The sequence below is a fragment of the Streptomyces sp. Edi4 genome (genome assembly GCF_040253615.1).
Classification (GTDB): domain Bacteria; phylum Actinomycetota; class Actinomycetes; order Streptomycetales; family Streptomycetaceae; genus Streptomyces.
The window spans coordinates 7296294-7313045 of record NZ_JBEJGY010000004.1 but is presented as its reverse complement, the minus strand read 5'-3'; the positions used below and the strand labels follow the sequence as shown (position 1 = coordinate 7313045).

17 protein-coding genes are annotated in these 16752 nt (G+C 71.6%); 13 read left to right on the top strand and 4 right to left on the bottom strand.

Going from position 1 to position 16752, the window contains the following annotated elements; translation table 11 throughout:
• Positions 1 to 7 precede the first annotated feature (7 nt).
• The 4 genes from ABR738_RS34940 (at position 8) to ABR738_RS34925 (ending at position 4629) form a co-directional block, all read left to right on the top strand.
• Positions 8 to 682: a 4'-phosphopantetheinyl transferase family protein gene (locus ABR738_RS34940; protein WP_350233971.1), complete on the top strand. Its 675-nt coding sequence runs from the start codon at positions 8 to 10 to the stop codon at positions 680 to 682.
• Between the two features lie 377 nt (positions 683 to 1059).
• A complete protein-coding gene (locus ABR738_RS34935) occupies positions 1060 to 2268 on the top strand; it encodes a TetR/AcrR family transcriptional regulator (protein WP_350233970.1) in 1209 nt (402 codons plus the stop codon).
• The gene (locus ABR738_RS34930; protein ID WP_350233969.1) at positions 2265 to 2897 is read left to right on the top strand and encodes a transcriptional regulator; all 633 of its coding nucleotides are present in this window, start codon (positions 2265 to 2267) and stop codon (positions 2895 to 2897) included. Before ABR738_RS34935 ends, ABR738_RS34930 begins: the two co-directional genes overlap by 4 nt.
• A gap of 88 nt (positions 2898 to 2985) precedes the next feature.
• Entirely contained in the window at positions 2986 to 4629 is a 1644-nt protein-coding gene (locus tag ABR738_RS34925; RefSeq protein WP_350233968.1) for a pyruvate, phosphate dikinase, read from the top strand.
• A 265-nt stretch (positions 4630 to 4894) separates the two neighbouring features.
• Here the strand turns inward: ABR738_RS34925 and ABR738_RS34920 are convergent, their stop codons facing one another.
• Positions 4895 to 5494: a TetR/AcrR family transcriptional regulator gene (locus ABR738_RS34920; RefSeq protein WP_350233967.1), complete on the bottom strand. Its 600-nt coding sequence runs from the start codon at positions 5492 to 5494 to the stop codon at positions 4895 to 4897.
• Between the two features lie 229 nt (positions 5495 to 5723).
• On the opposite strand from ABR738_RS34920, the gene ABR738_RS34915 reads away from it, so the two are divergent.
• From ABR738_RS34915 to ABR738_RS34890, 6 genes are all read left to right on the top strand, one after another.
• On the top strand, positions 5724 to 6146 hold the full coding sequence (locus ABR738_RS34915; RefSeq protein WP_350233966.1) for a DUF6003 family protein: 423 nt from the start codon (positions 5724 to 5726) through the stop codon (positions 6144 to 6146).
• 112 nt (positions 6147 to 6258) lie between these two features.
• Positions 6259 to 7062 (top strand): alpha/beta fold hydrolase, encoded by an 804-nt coding sequence (locus ABR738_RS34910; RefSeq protein WP_350233965.1) that lies wholly within the window; start codon positions 6259 to 6261, stop codon positions 7060 to 7062.
• Positions 7062 to 8354: a PP2C family protein-serine/threonine phosphatase gene (locus tag ABR738_RS34905; protein WP_350233964.1), complete on the top strand. Its 1293-nt coding sequence runs from the start codon at positions 7062 to 7064 to the stop codon at positions 8352 to 8354. The genes ABR738_RS34910 and ABR738_RS34905 overlap by 1 nt, the downstream gene beginning before the upstream one ends.
• The gene (locus ABR738_RS34900) at positions 8351 to 8722 is read left to right on the top strand and encodes an STAS domain-containing protein (protein WP_350233963.1); all 372 of its coding nucleotides are present in this window, start codon (positions 8351 to 8353) and stop codon (positions 8720 to 8722) included. Before ABR738_RS34905 ends, ABR738_RS34900 begins: the two co-directional genes overlap by 4 nt.
• A 111-nt stretch (positions 8723 to 8833) precedes the next feature.
• A complete protein-coding gene (locus tag ABR738_RS34895) occupies positions 8834 to 9010 on the top strand; it encodes a hypothetical protein (RefSeq protein ID WP_350233962.1) in 177 nt (58 codons plus the stop codon).
• A gap of 238 nt (positions 9011 to 9248) precedes the next feature.
• Complete coding sequence (locus ABR738_RS34890) at positions 9249 to 10001, top strand: VC0807 family protein (RefSeq protein ID WP_350233961.1); 753 nt, start codon at positions 9249 to 9251, stop codon at positions 9999 to 10001.
• 123 nt (positions 10002 to 10124) lie between these two features.
• On the opposite strand, the gene ABR738_RS34885 is transcribed toward ABR738_RS34890, so the two are convergent.
• Both ABR738_RS34885 and ABR738_RS34880 read right to left on the bottom strand, forming a co-directional pair.
• Complete coding sequence (locus ABR738_RS34885; RefSeq protein ID WP_350233960.1) at positions 10125 to 10706, bottom strand: hypothetical protein; 582 nt, start codon at positions 10704 to 10706, stop codon at positions 10125 to 10127.
• A gap of 104 nt (positions 10707 to 10810) precedes the next feature.
• Positions 10811 to 12274, bottom strand: a complete 1464-nt coding sequence (locus ABR738_RS34880) for an aminotransferase class I/II-fold pyridoxal phosphate-dependent enzyme (RefSeq protein WP_350233959.1) — start codon at positions 12272 to 12274, stop codon at positions 10811 to 10813.
• A gap of 166 nt (positions 12275 to 12440) precedes the next feature.
• Here ABR738_RS34880 and ABR738_RS34875 point away from each other — a divergent pair, with 166 nt between their 5' ends.
• On the top strand, positions 12441 to 13655 hold the full coding sequence (locus tag ABR738_RS34875) for an amidohydrolase (RefSeq protein ID WP_350233958.1): 1215 nt from the start codon (positions 12441 to 12443) through the stop codon (positions 13653 to 13655).
• 318 nt (positions 13656 to 13973) lie between these two features.
• The gene (locus ABR738_RS34870) at positions 13974 to 14642 is read left to right on the top strand and encodes a hypothetical protein (protein WP_350233957.1); all 669 of its coding nucleotides are present in this window, start codon (positions 13974 to 13976) and stop codon (positions 14640 to 14642) included.
• A gap of 24 nt (positions 14643 to 14666) precedes the next feature.
• Here the strand turns inward: ABR738_RS34870 and ABR738_RS34865 are convergent, their stop codons facing one another.
• Positions 14667 to 15257, bottom strand: a complete 591-nt coding sequence (locus ABR738_RS34865) for a TetR/AcrR family transcriptional regulator (protein WP_350233956.1) — start codon at positions 15255 to 15257, stop codon at positions 14667 to 14669.
• A gap of 180 nt (positions 15258 to 15437) precedes the next feature.
• Here ABR738_RS34865 and ABR738_RS34860 point away from each other — a divergent pair, with 180 nt between their 5' ends.
• Positions 15438 to 16682 (top strand): MFS transporter, encoded by a 1245-nt coding sequence (locus ABR738_RS34860; protein WP_350233955.1) that lies wholly within the window; start codon positions 15438 to 15440, stop codon positions 16680 to 16682.
• The last annotated feature ends 70 nt before the right edge of the window (positions 16683 to 16752 follow it).

The window sequence follows — 16752 nt, the reverse complement described above, 5'->3', positions numbered from 1 at the left end:
TCGACGCGTGATCGGTTCTCTGCTCCCGGCCCCCGTGGTCACCGCCGAGGCGTTCGGAGACTCGGAGACCGGTCAACTGTTTCCCGAGGAAGCCGAGTTGATCCAGCGGGCGGTGCCGGAGCGCCAACGGGAGTTCACCACCGTACGCGGACTGGCCCGTACCGCGCTCGGCCGCCTCGGGTATCCGCCCGCGCCGATCCTGCCCGGAGTGCGCGGCGCCCCGAAGCTGCCGCGCGGCGTGGTCGGCAGCATGACGCACTGCCGGGGGTACCGGGCGGCGGCGATGGCGCACGCGAGGGACGTGGTGACGGTCGGGATCGACGCCGAACCGAACCTTCCGCTGCCGAGCGCGGGCGTCGTCGAGATGGTCCTGTCGGTCGGTGAGCGGGCGCACGCGCGCCACCTGACGGCGCTGCGCCCCGCCGTGCACTGGGACCGGCTGATCTTCAGCGCCAAGGAGAGCGTCTTCAAGGCGTGGTTCCCGCTCACCGGCCGCGAGCTGGACTTCCCGCAGGCGTCGCTTCGGATCGACCCGGAGTCGGGCACCTTCCACGCCCGCCTCCTGGTGCCAGGACCCGAGGTCGGCCGGGCCCCGCTCACGGGCTTCGACGGGCGCTGGCAGGTCGACCGAGGACTCGTCGTGACGGCCATCGCGCTGCACCGCGAAGATCCGGACGGCTGAACACGTTCTGCCGGGGGGCCGGACCCCCGTTTTTGTCGTAGCGCGGCGGGCTCGGCGGCACGAAGAGGACGAGCAGCGCACTGGACGGACGTGTGGCCCAAGGGCCGGGTGGACGCGATATGTGCGGCGGCCGATGCCCGGGCCGCCCGGCCGAGTGATCTCCGGGACCGTCGCTTCCGCAGCAGTACCCCCGCCGCGCACGTCCGGCCACGAACCGGGCGGCAAGGACGCCGGACCCGGGTGCGACGACGCCAGGGGTGCCGGCCGCCTGGGACGCCAGCGATCCCCGCAATCATTCGAATGGTCTCATCATCCTGATGTTCACGGTATCGTATCGTCGGCGTGAACGGCGGTGAGTGCACAAGGAGGTGGCGCGGATGGCACGGCTGACCCGGGCCCAGCAGCAGGAGCGCACGCGCGCGGCCGTACTGGCCGCCGCGCGGACGGAGTTCACCGAGCGGGGCTACGCGGCGGCGAAGGTGGACGACATCGCCGAGCGAGCCGAACTGACGCGTGGCGCCGTGTACTCGAACTTCCCGAGCAAGCGCGCGCTCTACCTCGCGGTCCTGGTCGACATGGTCGAGCGGGGTGCGTACGGCCCTCCAACTGCCATCTCCAGCAGCCCAGTTAAGTCCGCCGCAGCGCACGCGGCCGGTGGTGCGCGCCGCCGGAAGAACGCGGGCGGGAAGCCCGGCGCCGCTGAAACAACCCCATCCATCTCCGACGCGCTGGGCACCTTCGCCCGGGTCCGCCTCGAAGGCATGCCCCTGGCCGACGGCAGCCCCTCATTCGCCCAGGGACAACTGCGCGAGACCGCCGGCGTCCTCGACGACGAGCCGTTTCGTGACGCGTTCGGACAGATGACGCACCTGGAGGCGCTGCTCCTGGCGCTCGCCCTTGAGGCGCACGCGCCCGGCGGCGCCCCGACCTCGCGTCAAGTCCGGCGCGCCCAGCTGGTCTTGCGCCTGCTCGACGGTCCCGGCACATCGGCCGACGCGGCTCTCGGCGACCCGTTCGACGTCGTGCAGGCCTGCGCGCATCTGGGCGCCCTCCCCCTCGGCGACACCTGGGACCCGCCGCACCTCCCCTACGTACCGTCCGCCCAGATGTGCCAGGACCCCTGGGCCCCACCGCAGGAAGCGCGGGACCTCATCACGCACCTGCCCGTCGGCTTCGCCGAGGACGGCGTTGTCGCCCTGCTGGGCACCAACCGACTGAAGGCCGCGGAGGAGGCCGTCCGCGCCGCCCGGGCCGGCGACCGCGTGACCGTGGTCGTCGCGACGGCGGACCCGGCCGAGACGGGCCGGCTCGTACGGCTCCGGGCCGGTGACGTAGCCCGCTGTCTGCGGCGCGTGTTCGCACCCGGCGCCCTGCCGCGTCTGCGCCTCGTCCTGGACGAGCACGGCCTGCTCGCCTCGGCCCTCGGCGTCCCGGACGCCGACGACACCACCGAGTACGCGGTACGCGTGCGGCAGGGCGCGATCGTCGCCCGGGCCCAGGGGCCCGGCGCCGCCCACGCGGCGGCGAGTTCCGACCTAACGACCTCAGATGTCTCCCACACCACACCCGATGGGGCCGCGCCATGACCCAGCCTGTTTCGTCCCACGCGACCAGCACCGACCTGCTGGTGCTGCACACGCTCCGCTGTATCGGCTTCTCCGGCCTGTCCGCGGTGGCCAAGGCGTCGGGGCTCTCCGAGTCCGATGTCGAATCGGAACTGATCGACCTCGCGGTGGCCAGGCTCGTCACCCACACCGCGGGCGCCTTCGGCGGCTGGGGCCTGTCGGACGAGGGCCGCGCCGCCGACGCCGAGCGGATCGCCCAAGAGCTCGACGAAGCGGGCGTCCGATCCGCGTTGACCTCGGCGTTCGACCGCTTCCTCGTGCTCAACCCCGAGCTGCTCGACCTGTGCACGGCCTGGCAGACCCGCACCATCGACGGCACCATGACCATGAACGACCACAGCGACTCCGCCTACGACGCCCGGGTGCTCGACCGGTTCACGGAGTTCCACCAGCGTGCCGAGCCCCTGTGCGCCGAACTCTCCTCGGCGCTGCTCCGCTTCCAGCGCTATCCCGTGCGGCTCGCCGACGCCCTGACCCGGGCGCGGGCCGGCTCCCTTGAGTACGTCACCGACAGCACCTCCTCGTACCACACCGTCTGGTTCCAGCTGCACGAGGACCTGCTGGCCACGCTCGGGCGCACGCGCCACTGAACGCCGCTCGCCGTCCCGGAGTGCACCGCTCGGGACGCCCGGGGCGCCCGGGACCCATCAGCCAAGGCGACGCAGAGGTGACACCGCGATGACCTGGATCCACCCGCTTTCGGCCGAGGTCGAGGAGACGGCGGACGTGCTCGGCGGGAAGGCGCACGGGCTGGTCGTGCTCCACCGCCTCGGGCTTCCGGTGCCACCCGGCTTCGTCATCACCACGCGGGCGTGCCGCGACTATCTCCGTACCGGGCAGCCGCCCGCCGGACTCGACGCCGAACTCGCGGCCGCCGTGGCCGGTCTCGAAGCGGCCACGCACCGCAAACTCGGCGGCCCCGGGCGGCCGCTCGCGGTGTCGGTCCGCTCCGGCGGCAGTGTGTCCATGCCCGGCATGATGAGCACCGTGCTCAACCTCGGACTCACCACCGGAGCGACCGCCGCGCTGGCCGAGGAGACGGGCGACCTGCGTTTCGCGCTCGACTCACGGCTGCGGTTCCTGACCAGTTTCGCCTCCGAGGTCGTCGGTGTGGGCCCGGAGCGCCTTGCGGGCGTCGAGGGCACGCTCAGCGGCCAGGACGCGGGCACGGACCGTCTCGCCGAGGCGGTACGGAGTGTGGAACGGCTCATCGCGGAACGCCACGGCGACGGTGTGCCCGAGGACGCCACCCGCCAGCTGGAGCTCGCCATCGAGGCGGTGTTCTCCTCGTGGAACACCCCGCGCGCCAAGACCTACCGCGAACTGCACGGCATCCCGCACGACCTCGGCACCGCCGTGACCGTCCAGGCGATGGTGTTCGGTAACCGCGACGGACGCAGTGGTACGGGTGTCGCGTTCAGCCGCGATCCCAACACCGGTGAGCAAGTCCCGTTCGGGGAAGCCTTGTTCGGGTGCCAGGGCGAGGACGTGGTCTCGGGCACCTCACTGACCGAGCCCCTGAGCGCCCTGGCCGCCAGGGAACCCGAGGTGTGGGACCGTCTGCTCTCCGCGCTCGCCCGGCTCGAGGAGCACTACCGCGACGCGTGCTACGTCGAGTTCACCTTCGAGGCGGGCGAGCTGTGGATCCTCCAGGTGCGGCCCGGCAAGTTCGTCGGCCGGGCCGCGGTCCGGGTCGCGGTCGACCTTGCCGATGCGGGGACGATCGGGCGCGAGGAGGCGCTGCTGCGTGTCTCGCCCCGGCACCTCACGCACGTGCGGACGCCCCGGATCACGGGGATCGAGCCCGGGGAGCTGTTCACCCGGGGGCTCGGCGCGTCTCCCGGGGTCGCCGTCGGCCGGGTGGCGACCACCGCCGACAGCGCGGCGCGGCTGGCCTCGCAGGGACCCGTCATCCTGCTCAGGCCCGAGACGTCCCCGCTCGACATGCACGGGCTCGCCGCCGCGGCCGGGGTGGTCACCGCACGCGGCGGCCCCACGAGCCACGCGGCCGTGGTGGCGCGCTCGATGGGCAAACCCGCCGTCGTCGGCGCCGCGAGCCTCACCGTCGACGCGGCCGGCGGGTGCGTCCGGGCGGGCGGGCGCACGTTGGCCGAAGGCACCCTGGTCGCCGTCGACGGCACGGGCGGGGAGGTCGTCCTGGGCCGGCCCCGGGTCGCCACGACCGGGGCGGACGCGCATCTGCGTCGGCTGCTGCGCTGGGCCGACGACGTCACGGGTGAGTCCGGGCGCACCCAGGACGAGTCGGCCCGCCTGGCGGCCGCCCAGACGCGGTTGCGGTCCAGGACCGCAAACACCGGTTGAGCCCGCACCAACCCCGCCAGGGGCGCGGGGAACGGCGCGCTCAGCCACCCACAACCCGCAGCCAGAGCCCCGGGGCTCCGCCCCAGACCCCGTTCGCGCCTGAACGGCGACTCGTCCTCAAACGCCGGACAGGCTGACCATGCCGAAGCAGGCCGGAGCGCCCACGCAGGCCCGCACCAGCCCCGCCAGGGGCGCGGGGAACTGCGCGACCAGCCACCCACAGCCCGCACCCACGCCACCCCACCGGACGGCAACCCGTGACCCCCTACGCCTCCGGCCACGCCGCCATCGCCAGCTCGGCCGCTCGGGTCAGTTCCGATTCCGTCGCCCCGTCCCGCGCCTGCTGCGACAACCCCTGTACTACGGCCCCGAAGTAGACCGCCAAGGCGCGCGGATCGGCGTCCTCTGGGAGCTGGCCCAAGGAACGGGCCTCGGTCAGCCGGTCCTCGAAGACCCGCACATTCGCCGCCCGCCGCTCCCGCAGACCCCCCTCGATGTCCGCCGTCTGCCGCGTGCAGTTCGTCGCCGCCGAGATGATCAGGCACCCGGCCGGATGCGCGGGATCGGTGTAGTGGACGGCCGCCTCGCGCAACATCCGGGCGAACGCCGCGCGCGTGTCCTTCTCCTCCGCCAGCGCCGTACCCATGAACGCGCCGAAGGTCTCCCCGTACCGCTCGACGACTTCCGCGAAGAGCGCGCGCTTGTCGCCGAAGGCGGCGTACAGACTGGGCGGCGAGACACCCATCGCCGCGGTGAGGTCGGTGATGGACGTGCCTTCGAAGCCGTGCCGCCAGAACAGCATGGTGGCCTGGACCAGCGCGGCCTCGCGGTCGAAACTCCTCGGCCTGCCCCGCTTCGCCGTCACGGCCGCCCTCGCTTCTTCGTCATGACGGCAATTTTACAGCGATCGCTATGGAATGCGGTACGTTCGTGTCGCCCGCACGACACGGCGGCACCTCCACCACGGCGCGGCCCTCCGGCCCGAACTGCGCCGCGCCCGCCCGGTGTTGTGCGCGGCAGGGGCGCGCCGTGGCGGGCGTTAGCATCGAGGCACCGTTGAAGTCCGATCGCGACCCAGAAGGCGATGCCGCACGATGGCCGATGACGCTTACCTCTTCCTGCTCCCCGACCTGCGCCCCCGGCTCGGCGCGGCGCTCGCCGCCGTGGGCCCGCTCGAGTGCGTGGAGACACCGGCCGTCCACGGCTGGCTCCAGGCGCACGACGTCTCCGCGTCCTCGGAGCAGGTACGGATTCTTCCCGCCGACGCGGAGGCCTTCATCCCCGAGGACGCCGAGCGCCTGCCCGTGCCGCTGAGCGAGGAGGAGTCGCTGCGGGTCCAGCGGGAGTGCGCGCCCCAGTCCGTCACGGACGCGGAGAGGGAGTTGCTGGAGTTCCGCGAGACGACCCAGGACTGGGAAGCCCTGGTGCACCGGGCGCTGACCGCGGGTGTGTCGGCGCCCCGCATCGCGCAGCTGACGGGTCTCGACCCCCAGGACATCGGTCGCCTGACCGTGTGAGTATCGCTTTTCATGCGGTTTGCCGGATCGCCATGTGAGAGTGCCGGGCGGATACCGGCGGTAGCGGGCCGCCCGGATCGAGCCGTCCGTGAGGTCTGAAAGAGTACGAGTCATGGATATCGCTCGCAGGAACAACGTCACGGTCACCGGTAACCCTCAGGGACGCACGGTGGTGCTGGCGCACGGGTTCGGGTGTGACCAGAACATGTGGCGGCTCACGGTGCCGGCGCTGGCCGAGGAGTACCGCGTAGTGCTGTTCGACTATGTGGGCTCGGGCGCGGCCGACCCCTCGGCGTTCTCCGAGGACCGCTACGGGTCCCTGGCGGGTTACGCCCAGGACGTCGTGGAGGTGTGCGAGGCGCTCGACGTGCGCGACGCGGTGTTCGTGGGCCATTCGGTGAGCGCGATGGTCGGCGTGCTCGCCGCCGGGATGGCACCCGAGCGCGTCGGGGCCCTTGTGATGGTCGCCCCGTCTCCCCGATACGTCGACGACGAGGGATACCGGGGCGGATTCAGCGCCGAGGACATTGATGAGCTCCTGGAGTCGCTTGAGGCGAACTACCTGGGCTGGTCGGCCGCGATGGCTCCGCTGATCATGGGGAACGCGGAGCGGCCCGAGCTCGGCCAGGAGCTGACCAACAGTTTCTGCGCCACCGATCCGGACATGGCACGGGTATTCGCCCGGACCACGTTCCTTTCGGACTCCCGGGACGACCTGAAGGGCGTGCGGGTGCCGACGCTGGTCCTTGAGTGCACCCAGGACGTCATCGCACCCCGCGAGGTCGGCGCCTTCGTCCACGAGACGATCACCGGATCGAAGCTGGTCACTCTGGACGCGACCGGGCACTGCCCCCACCTGTCCGCCCCCGAAGCCACGAACCAGGCGATCCTCTCCTTCCTGGCGAACCTGAAGTGATGTGCCGCACCGGGCAGCTCCCCGACCCCGACCCGCAAGGGGCCGGCCAGGGGCAGACCTCGAACGCCGCGTTCGCCGCGCTGCTCGAAGACAGCGCCGAGGACCTGTACGAGAGCGCCCCGTGCGGGTATTTGTCGACCTTGATGGACGGCACCATCGCGAAGATCAACACGACGCTCCTGAGCTGGCTCGGCCTGGCGCGGGAGGCGGTGGTGGGCCGGATGCGGTTCACGGACCTGCTGACCGTGGGCGGCAAGCTGTACCACGAGACGCACTTCGCGCCGCTGCTGCGGATGCAGGGGGAGATCAGCGGCATCGCCCTGGAGATCAAGCCGGTACAGGGCGAGCGGATCCCCGTCCTGGTCTCCGCCACGGTCAAGTACGGCAGCATGGGCGAGCCCCTGCTGATCCGCACCACCCTCTTCGACGCCCGGGACCGCCGCGCCTACGAGAAGGAGCTGCTGCGGGCCCGCAAGGCGGCCGACGAGATGCGCAAGCAGGCGGAGGCCCACCGGGACAGGCTTCAGGACGCCCTCGCCGTACTCCAGCAGTCCCTGCTGCCCTCCGCCCTGCCGAGCGTGCCCTTGATGGAGACTGCCGCGTACTACCACACGGCCTCCCCCGACCGGCTCGGCGGCGACTTCTACGACGTGTTCCCCATCGAGGGCGACCGTTTCGGGTTCTTCCTCGGTGATGTGTGCGGCAAGGGGCCGCAGGCCGCCGCGGTCACCTCGCTGACCCGGTACACCCTGCGGGCGGCGGCCCTGCACGACCCCGACCCCGTGGCCGCCCTGACCACCCTCAACAAGGTGCTGCACGAGCGCTATTCGGGCGGCGACCCCCGGTACTGCACCGCCATCTTCGGCACCCTGGAACCGGACCCGTCGACCGGGAACGTCACCGTCCATCTCGCCTCCGGCGGTCATCCGCCCGCCCTGATCCTGCGCGCAGACGGCAGCACCGCCTTCCTGCCCACGCCCGGCGGCCTCCTCGTCGGCATCCTGCCCAAGGCCCCGTTCACCGCCGCCACCACCACGCTCGCCCCCGGCGACACCCTGCTGCTCTACACCGACGGCCTCACCGAAGCCCGCACCGGCAACGACCGCAAGGGTCTGTACGGGGACGAGGCCCTGCTCTCCTTCGCCGCCCAGCACGCCGGAAAATCCCCGTCCGCCGTCATCCAGGCCCTGACCGGGCTCCTGGACTCCTTCGGTGACGGCCTCGACGACGACACCGCCCTGCTCGCTCTCGGCGCCCACGCCGAGGCCACCCGGACGGACCACACACCATGAGCGCTTTGACGATCACCATCCGAGAGGTCTCGGCCGGTCCCGTACTGGCGATCGCCGGGGACCTCGACTACGACACCGCCGCCCAGCTGCGCGACGAGCTCGCCAGGACCGTCCTGGCGCCCGGCCGGCGTCTCGTCCTTGACCTGGCCGGCCTGACGTTCTGCGACTCCAGCGGCATCGCCGCGTTCATCGCCGCCCGCAATCACGCCCACGCCGCCCGCGCCGACATCGCGCTCGCCACCGTCCCCGACCACACTCTGCGCATCCTGCGCGTCGTCGGTCTCGACCAGGTCTTCGCCTTCCAGCGCGACGCCTCCGCCGACCCCGCACCGCCCCCCGGCGGGCCGTGCGCGGCGACCGGAGCGTGACCGCCCAGGCGTCCCGTCGCCACACGAGCACCTACGCACCGTGTTTATCCGACCGCTTTTCGGCTACAAGCTGTAATGACAGACCGTCACGAATCGGCGGAAGGAAGCAAGATGACCCTCGCCACGATGCTCATCCTTGTCGCGGTCCTCGTCCTGGTGCTCCTGCTCGCGTTCGCGCCGGCGGTGCCGGCCCGGCGCAACCCGTCACCGCGCCCCCCTCACCTCCCCGCCCGCCGGCGCCTGTCCTCGGTCCCCGGCCAGCGCACCATCCGCCGCCCCACCCCCTGAGCCCCCAGACCCCCAAGAGCCCCGAGCGCCGACGGATCAGGGAGCCGTCGGCGCTCTAGGCAACACGCTCTCGGCTGCGGCAGGCTGTCAACAACACTGTGCGCCACCGGACATGGAGTGGAATTAGTAGTTCCGACCGGTTTCCGTGATCATTCGTGCGCGGGCTCCGGTGCCTCACCACGATGGCCCGCACCACATTCACGCTGCCGCGCTTGTCAGGCATCTCCAGGGGGAACCTGTGCCCACTCCGGACACCACGACCGCACACCACGATCAGAACGCGCCCCGGGCCGGGGCGGGCCAGGTGGGCGAGCGGCCCGCGCCGCCCGCCCGGTCCGGCGGCGCCGCCGCGCTCGGCTGGGTCCTGACCATCGGACTCAACGTCCTCGCTCCGATCCTCACCTACAACGCCCTGCGCGACCACGGCTGGAGCGAGTTCGCCTCGCTCCTGGCGGGCGGCATGTGGCCGGTGGTCGACAGCGTCGTCCACTTCGCCTGGCGTCGGCGCCTCGACGAGTTCGCCATCGTCACGCTGGTGTTCCTGGTCATCACGGCCGTGGTCTCGCTCGCGGGCGCGCACTCGGCCCGGGCCCTGCTGATCAAGGACTCGGCCGTCACCGGCCTGTTCGGGCTGCTGTGCCTGGTGACACTGCTGGCACCGCGTCCGCTGATGTTCTACTTCGGCCGTAAGTTCGCCACCGACGGCACCGCCGAAGGCACCGCGTGGTGGAACGGCCTGTGGCAGTTCGAAGGGTTCCGCAAGACCGTCATCACGATGACGACGGTCTGGGGCGTGGCCTACTGCCTGGAGGCCCTGGTCCGGATCGGGCTCTCGTACGTCCTGAGCACGGACACCATGGTGGTCCTGAGCCCCTTCATGATCTACGGCGTGCTCGGCGTCCTTGTCCTGTGGACGACCCTGTACGGCAAGCAGGCGCGACGAAGGGGCGAGGAGCGTACGGCGGCGGCCGCAGCGGCCGCCCAGGGCTGACGAAACCGCGCCGACCTCGCCACGCCTTCGGCCGACCGTGGCCGAAGGCTCAGCCCTTGCCGGACGGCTCAGCCCGTGACCGAAGGCAGCCCGTGACCTGCGGTTCGCTCCGTGACCGCCGGTTCAGTGGCCGCCCTTCGGGGGCTCGCAACCGGTGCCGTCGGGGTAGCCGGCGAAGGCGTCCGCCTTGGTGGTGGCGCTGTCCATCGTGCCCTCGACGCACCAGGGAGCGGCGCCGATGTCGATGAGGAATCCGACGCCGGTGGACCCGTCCTGGTACGCCCGCACCTTGCCGGCGGAGTAGCCGAGGCCGGTGAGCGCGGTGTGCGCCTTGTCCGGGTCGAAGTCGCCGCTGCGGCGCAGTGGTTCGAGTACCTTCTTGACCTTCGCCACGACGGCGAGCCCGTCACAGCGGTTCTGACCGTGCAGTTCGATGGGGACCAGGAAGCCGTGGTTCTCCGCGTAGTGATCGGTCGGCGGCGCGGTCGAACTGGGGCTCGGGGCGGACGACTTGGGGGTCTCGCCGGGGCAGGGGAAGTCCACCTGCGCACTGGGGGTCGCCGCGGCGGGCGGCGTGGGCCGCCCGCCGCCGTTGCCGTCGGCGGCGTCACCCACGTGCTGCGTTCCGCACCCCGCCACGCACAGGGCCAGCACGGCGGCCGGAACCACCCCGAGCCGGGCTCTCGTCCATCTGGGCATCGTCATCCGCTGATCTTTTCCCGCGACTCGGCGGGTGTCATGAGTACATCTACTCATGACACCCACCACGTCGATGCCGTGACCCCCAAGAGGACGGCCGGGGGCGGCGGTCAGTCCCTGGCCACGACCCGCAGCGTCTTGACCGAGGGGTCGGCCGAGTCCGGGATCAGGACGCCGTGCTCGACGCCGCTGCGCAGATAGTCGAGCACCGCCTCGGTGATGATCTCGCCCGGCGCGACGGCGGGCACCCCCGGCGGGTAGGGGCTGATCATTTCGGCGGCGATCCTGCCCGCTGCGCGCTCGGCGGGCACGTGCTCCACCGGCGCGAAGAAGGCGTCCCGGGGCAGCATCGCCTGCTCGAGTTCCAGAGTTCCGGGGGCGGGCAGATGGACCGGCGGCTGCTTCTCGATGGAGCCGGCGTTGTCGACGAGCGAGCGCAGCGCGTCCAGCAGGATCTTCTCGGTCTCGTCGTCGTCGCCGTGCGTGATGGAGGCGCTGATGCGGCAGCTGTCCGAACCGCCCACGTCCACGTGCCGGTTGGCCCGCAGCCACTCGCAGGCCTGCATGCCGGTGATCCCCAACTCCCTTACGTCGATGACGAGTTTGAGCGGATCGTAGGAGGCGGCGAAGCCCTCGTCGATGACTTCCTGGCCCATGGGCCGCAGACCCGGCAGGTCATCGACGGCCGACCGGATCCGCAGCGCGCGGGCAAGCGCGGTGTCCAGAAGGCCGTGCCCCTGCTCCACCATCTGGCGACGCCAGCCGTCCAGGGTCGCGTAGACCAGCGAGGACGCGCTCGTGGTGCCGAGCAGGTCCTCGCGCTGCTTCAGCGCCTCGGGCGAGACACGGCCGTACTGAAGGTGGAAGACGGAGCTCTGCTCGATCGCTCCGCCCATCTTGTGGACGCTGGTGACCACCAGATCGGCCTCGGCGTCCATGCCCCACGGCGGCAGCCCGGAGTGGAAGGGGAGGTGGGCGCCCCACGCCTCGTCCACGATCAACGGGACGTCGAACTCGTGGCACACCCGGGCCACACCCCGCACGTCCGCGCAGGTGCCCCACTCGGTGGGCGTGATCAGGAGCATGCCCTTGGCGTCCGGGTGCTCCTGGAGGCAGCGGCGTACGTCGTCGGGCTCGGGAGGGTGCGCCAAGTGGCGCTCCTCGTCGAAGGTGGGGTGCACCCAGATGGGTTGCACGCCGTTGACGACGACGGCCGCGATGACGGATTTGTGCGCGTTGCGGGAAAGCAGCAGCTTCTCGCCGGGGCCGGCCACCGCGAGCATGGCGGTCTTCACCGAGAGGGAGCTTCCGCAGGTGGAGAAGAACGCCTGCTCGGCGCCCACCGCGTCGGCCATCAGCTCCTGCGCCTGGCTGAGCACGCCCTGGGACTGGCGGCGGTCGTCGAGTCCGTTGAGAGCCAGGACGTCCGACCGGAACACGTCGAGCCCGACGACGTCCGCCACCCGTGGATCGACGCCTCGGCCCTGCTTGTGTCCCGGTGGCCCGTACGCCACGTCTCCGCGTCGGCGGAACTCCTGCAACGCCTCAAGGACAGGCGCCCGCGAGTGGTCCATGCGTACCTCCCAGCACGATCGCGCTCCCGACGGCGGCTAGCCGTCATGGTCGTCGTGTTGCACGAGTGCCGCAAACGAAACCGCCAGGTGTGGTGAACCCTGGAAGTGGCACTCGTGGGATGGACGGACGCGGCGGCCGTCGCGTGCCCGATACCGAGGAGGCAGGGTGTCCCTTTCCGTCGAGGACGATGTGGTCGGTGCCCGGCTCCGCGCGGACGTGGCCCAGCGGGCGGACGCCCTGTGGGAGGTGGCCCTGGCCCTGCACGAGGACCCCGAGTACGCCTTCGCCGAGCACCGGGCGGCGGCCCGTCTGTCCGGTGAACTCGACAAGGCCGGGTTCGTGGTCGAGCACGGTGTGGCCGGGATGTCCACGGCGTTCACGGCCCGCTCGGGCCGGGGCAGGCCGGCCGTGGCGCTGCTGCTCGAATACGACGCCCTGCCGGGACTCGGCCACGCCTGCGGGCACAATCTGATCGCCGCCGCCGGTCTGGGAGCGGCCCTCGCGCTCCGTTCGGTGCTCGGGGAGACGGCGGGGTGTGTGCTGGCGGTCGGCACGCCCGCCGAGGAGGGCGGTGGCGGGAAGGTCCTGGAGGCGGAGGCCGGAGTGTTCGACGACGTCGACGCCGCGCTGATGTTCCATCCGGGCGTGTACAGCTGGACCCGGGCGCCGCTGACCGCCCAAGTGCAGTACCGCGTGGCCTTCCACGGCCGCGCCGCGCACCCCACGGGCAACCCCACCGAAGGCATCGACGCGCTCGCGGCCCTGATCGAGCTGTTCAACGTCCTCACGTCTCTGGGCCGGCGACTGCCGGAGGCATCCCACATCCAGGGGATCATCACCCGGGGCGGCACGGCCACCAACATCGTCCCGGAGTACGCCGAAGGGCGCTTCGGCCTGCGTGCCGCCACGAACTCGGCGCTCGACGCCCTGGTCGCGCAGGTACGAGCCGCCGCGGACGGCGTCGCTCTGGCCACTGGGACCAGGGTTGAGACCGAGCGCGCGACGTTGCGCTATGACCATTTCAACGACAGCGACGTCCTGTCCGAACGCTTCGCCGCGCACCTGGCCCACGCGGGGATCGATTTGACGCCGCCCAGGCCCGGGATCCAGCTGGGCTCGTCGGACATCGGCAATGTCAGTACGCGGGTGCCGGCCATCCACCCCTTCGTCGCGATCACGGACGAAGGATCCGACCACACCCCGGAGTTCGCCGCGGCGGCCGCCTCGCCGAGGGCCCGCGCGGTGCTCGTGGCGAGTGCCGGAGCACTGGCGTGCACCGCCGCCGACGTCCTCATGGACGCGAGCCTGCGGGAGCGGGCGTGGGCACGGCACGGGGGCGGGGGTGAAAGCGGGGGCGGGGGCGGGGGCGGGGACCGCTGAAATTTCCCATGGGACGGCGCAGGACGGCCCGTGTCCTTTGCGCCCCCGCCGCGTTGAACAGCGCGACACGGAGAACTCCCTCCCGCCTCCTGTCGGCGGTTCGTGTGTACCGGCCCTGACGCCAACTCCCCCCAGGCGTCAGGGCCGACGCGCGTCCGGTGCCCCTGACGCCCCTCGCCGGGGGTGTCGGCAGGCCCACCCCCCTTTGGTGTCCAGGCCCCGCGACGGGACGCGCCTGGCGCTGAAGAATTCAGCTCATCGAGCCGACGGGTCACCGGACCCACCGCGCACCACCACCGGCATCCACAGGGGGACACCATGAACGAACTTCTCGCCAGGCGCGTGGCGGGCGCAGCCGGCATCGCCACCGCGGCCGCCTTCATCGTCGAAGTGCCGCTGTACTTCGTCTACTCGGGACCGCCGCCGGCCTCCAACGTCCTGGCGCGGCTGCTCATCGGGATACTGGCCCTCGGCTTCCAGCTCGTCTTCGTGACGGCGTTCCGCGAAATGATCAAGGCGGTGGACCCCGCGTACGAGTGGGTGGGCACGCTCGCCTTCGCCACCGGCCTCGTCTACACGACCATCACCCTGGTCTCCAGTGGACTCGAAGGGGGCGCGGTCATCGCCTCCGACCACCCCATCGACCCCACCATCACCGTCAGCGGCACGTACATCCTCTACGGGTCGATCAACCGCCTCCTGCTGGCGATGTTCCTGACCGCCGTGGGATACGGCATCTCCCGTACGCGTCTGCTGCCGCCCTGGGCCCACCGCTCGGCCTTCGCGCTGGCGGCGGTCAATGTCGCCTTCGTGCCGTCGCTGTTCTTCGGCAACACCCCCGCGCACTTCTACGCGGCGAACGGCTGGGGCACGACGGCGCTGATGGGCGCGGTCTTCAGCTACTGGCTGCTCGCCCTGAGCATCAGCATCCACCGCGGCGCCACACGCCGCGTCGGCCCTGGCGCGGTCGCCGCCCCGCGACACTGACACCGCGTCAAGAAGGGGGCTCCCTCAGCGGGGAGTCCCCTTGACGGATTGGGCGACCGCGACCGCGGCGGCCTTGACGCGGTCCATCGCGTCCGGGCCGTCGCCCATGACCATCCGCGTCACCTGAGGAACGGCGAGCGGCCACCCCACCAGCGCGGTGAACATGAGCAGCAGCGCCTGGGGGTCGAGTTCCGCCGCCGCTTGGCCGCCCAGAGCGCCGGCCTTGCCGAGCGCCCGCGCCTTGTGCTGGTAGTGCTCGGTGCGGGCGGCCTCGTCGGGGACGGGCACGCCGGGGTGTTCGAGCGCTTCCCACAGCAACAGCCGCAGGATCGCCGGGTGGTCCTTGTGGTACGTGAAGAGCCGGTCGACGTAGGTGGCGATGTCGTCCGACTCCGCCGGCGCCGGCACCGCCTGCGCCAGCTCCTCCAGCGCCCTGCCGAGGACGAGGGTGAAGAGCTTCTCCTTGTCTCCGTAATAGAGGTAGATGGCCTGCTTGTTCGCCTTGGCCTCACGTGCGATGCGGTCGACCCTGGCACCGGAGACCCCGTACTGGGCGAACTCCTCCAGTGCGGCCTGGTAGATCCGGTTCCTCGTCTGCTCTGATCGCGAGCTCACCCGGCGGCTCCTTCCTCGTCCGGCAAGTGTCACATGCCCACCGCGCCGCTCCGGCCGCTCACCAGGGGGAACCGGTCCGGGCCGGGGCGAGGGCGCAACTAAACCAACTGGTTGATTTAAACCAACTGGTTGATGTAAAACATAGGCGCAGCCCCACCCGCCCCTCCCCCAAGGACACCCATGTCGGACTTGGACACCGCCTCCGCCGCCAGGACCCCGGCGGCAACCGGGCCCCGCGCCGTTCCGTCCGTGCGCCCGCTTCTCTTTCTGGCCATGGCGATCTGTAGCGGCGCCACCGTCGCCAACGTCTATCTCGCCCAGCCGCTGCTCAAGCTCTTCGCCGAAGGGCTCGGCGTCTCCTCCGCGTCGGCCGCAACCGTCGTCACCTGCGCCCAGTTCGGTTACGCCGCGGGCATCCTGTTCCTCGTCCCGCTCGGCGACGTCCACCGCCGCCGCCCGCTGCTCACCGCGATGACCGCCGTCACCACCGCTCTGCTGCTCCTGGGCGCGGTCGCACCGAACCTGTCCGTGCTGGCGGCGGCCGCCGCCCTGATCGGCGGTGTCACCGTGATCCCGCAGATCCTGGTGCCGCTGGCCTCCGAACTGGCCCCGCCCGCGCGCCGCGCCTCCGTCGTCGGGAACGTACAGATCGGCCTGATGACCGGCATCATCGGCTCCCGTGTCATCGGCGGCCTCGTGGGCGAAGCCCTCGGGTGGCGGGCGGTCTACGTCCTGGCCGCCGCGCTGACCGCGCTGACGGGCGCGATCACCCTGCTCCTGCTGCCACGGGAGGGCCCCCGGCAGGGCATGCCGTACCGGCGGCTGCTCGCGTCCCTGCCCCGCCTGCTGCGTGAGGAGCCGGCGCTGCGGCACGCCTGCGTCCTGCACGGCACCCTGTTCGGCGCTTACAGCGCCACCTGGACCACGCTCGTACTGGTCCTCACTCAGGCGCCGTACGGTTTCAGCAGCGCGACCGCCGGGCTCTTCGGACTCCTCGGGCTGTCCGGCGCGTTCGCCGCTCCCTGGGCCGGCCGCTTCATCGACCGCCGGAGCCCCGGCCCCGTCATCACCGCGGCCCTCGCCCTGACCCTCGTCTCCGCGGGCGCCTACGCCCTCGGCGGCCACACCCTGGCCTTCATGATCGTGGCCGTGCTCCTGGTCAACATCGCCGTGCAGTGGAGCCAGATCGCCAACCAGGCCCGCGTCTTCAGCTATCTCCCCGGGGCCCGCAGCCGGGCCAACACCGTCTACATGGTCGCCGTCTTCCTCAGCGGCGCCATCGCGGCAGCCGTCGCGAGCGCCTGTTACGGCTCCTTCGGCTGGACCGGTGTCTGCGCCGTGCAGGCGGTGCTCGCGGGGTGCGGCCTGCTCGCCGTCCCGGTCATGCGCCGCTACGACCGTCGCCGCGCGGGCGCCACCACCTGACCGCGCGTCGGACCGCCGCGCGCCGCCTCAGAAGATCTCCGCCCGGGAAATCTCCACCAGAAAACCCCCA

What these genes read in the sequence shown, in the direction of transcription:
- ABR738_RS34910 (WP_350233965.1), top strand. Translation starts at nt 6,259, where the DNA reads ATGGATATCGCTCGCAGGAACAACGTCACGGTCACCGGTAACCCTCAG.
- ABR738_RS34870 (WP_350233957.1), top strand. Translation starts at nt 13,974, where the DNA reads ATGAACGAACTTCTCGCCAGGCGCGTGGCGGGCGCAGCCGGCATCGCC.
- ABR738_RS34915 (WP_350233966.1), top strand. Translation starts at nt 5,724, where the DNA reads ATGGCCGATGACGCTTACCTCTTCCTGCTCCCCGACCTGCGCCCCCGG.
- ABR738_RS34935 (WP_350233970.1), top strand. Translation starts at nt 1,060, where the DNA reads ATGGCACGGCTGACCCGGGCCCAGCAGCAGGAGCGCACGCGCGCGGCC.
- ABR738_RS34900 (WP_350233963.1), top strand. Translation starts at nt 8,351, where the DNA reads ATGAGCGCTTTGACGATCACCATCCGAGAGGTCTCGGCCGGTCCCGTA.
- ABR738_RS34885 (WP_350233960.1), bottom strand. Translation starts at nt 10,706, where the DNA reads ATGACGATGCCCAGATGGACGAGAGCCCGGCTCGGGGTGGTTCCGGCC.
- ABR738_RS34930 (WP_350233969.1), top strand. Translation starts at nt 2,265, where the DNA reads ATGACCCAGCCTGTTTCGTCCCACGCGACCAGCACCGACCTGCTGGTG.
- ABR738_RS34860 (WP_350233955.1), top strand. Translation starts at nt 15,438, where the DNA reads ATGTCGGACTTGGACACCGCCTCCGCCGCCAGGACCCCGGCGGCAACC.
- ABR738_RS34895 (WP_350233962.1), top strand. Translation starts at nt 8,834, where the DNA reads ATGACCCTCGCCACGATGCTCATCCTTGTCGCGGTCCTCGTCCTGGTG.
- ABR738_RS34905 (WP_350233964.1), top strand. Translation starts at nt 7,062, where the DNA reads ATGTGCCGCACCGGGCAGCTCCCCGACCCCGACCCGCAAGGGGCCGGC.
- ABR738_RS34925 (WP_350233968.1), top strand. Translation starts at nt 2,986, where the DNA reads ATGACCTGGATCCACCCGCTTTCGGCCGAGGTCGAGGAGACGGCGGAC.
- ABR738_RS34880 (WP_350233959.1), bottom strand. Translation starts at nt 12,274, where the DNA reads ATGGACCACTCGCGGGCGCCTGTCCTTGAGGCGTTGCAGGAGTTCCGC.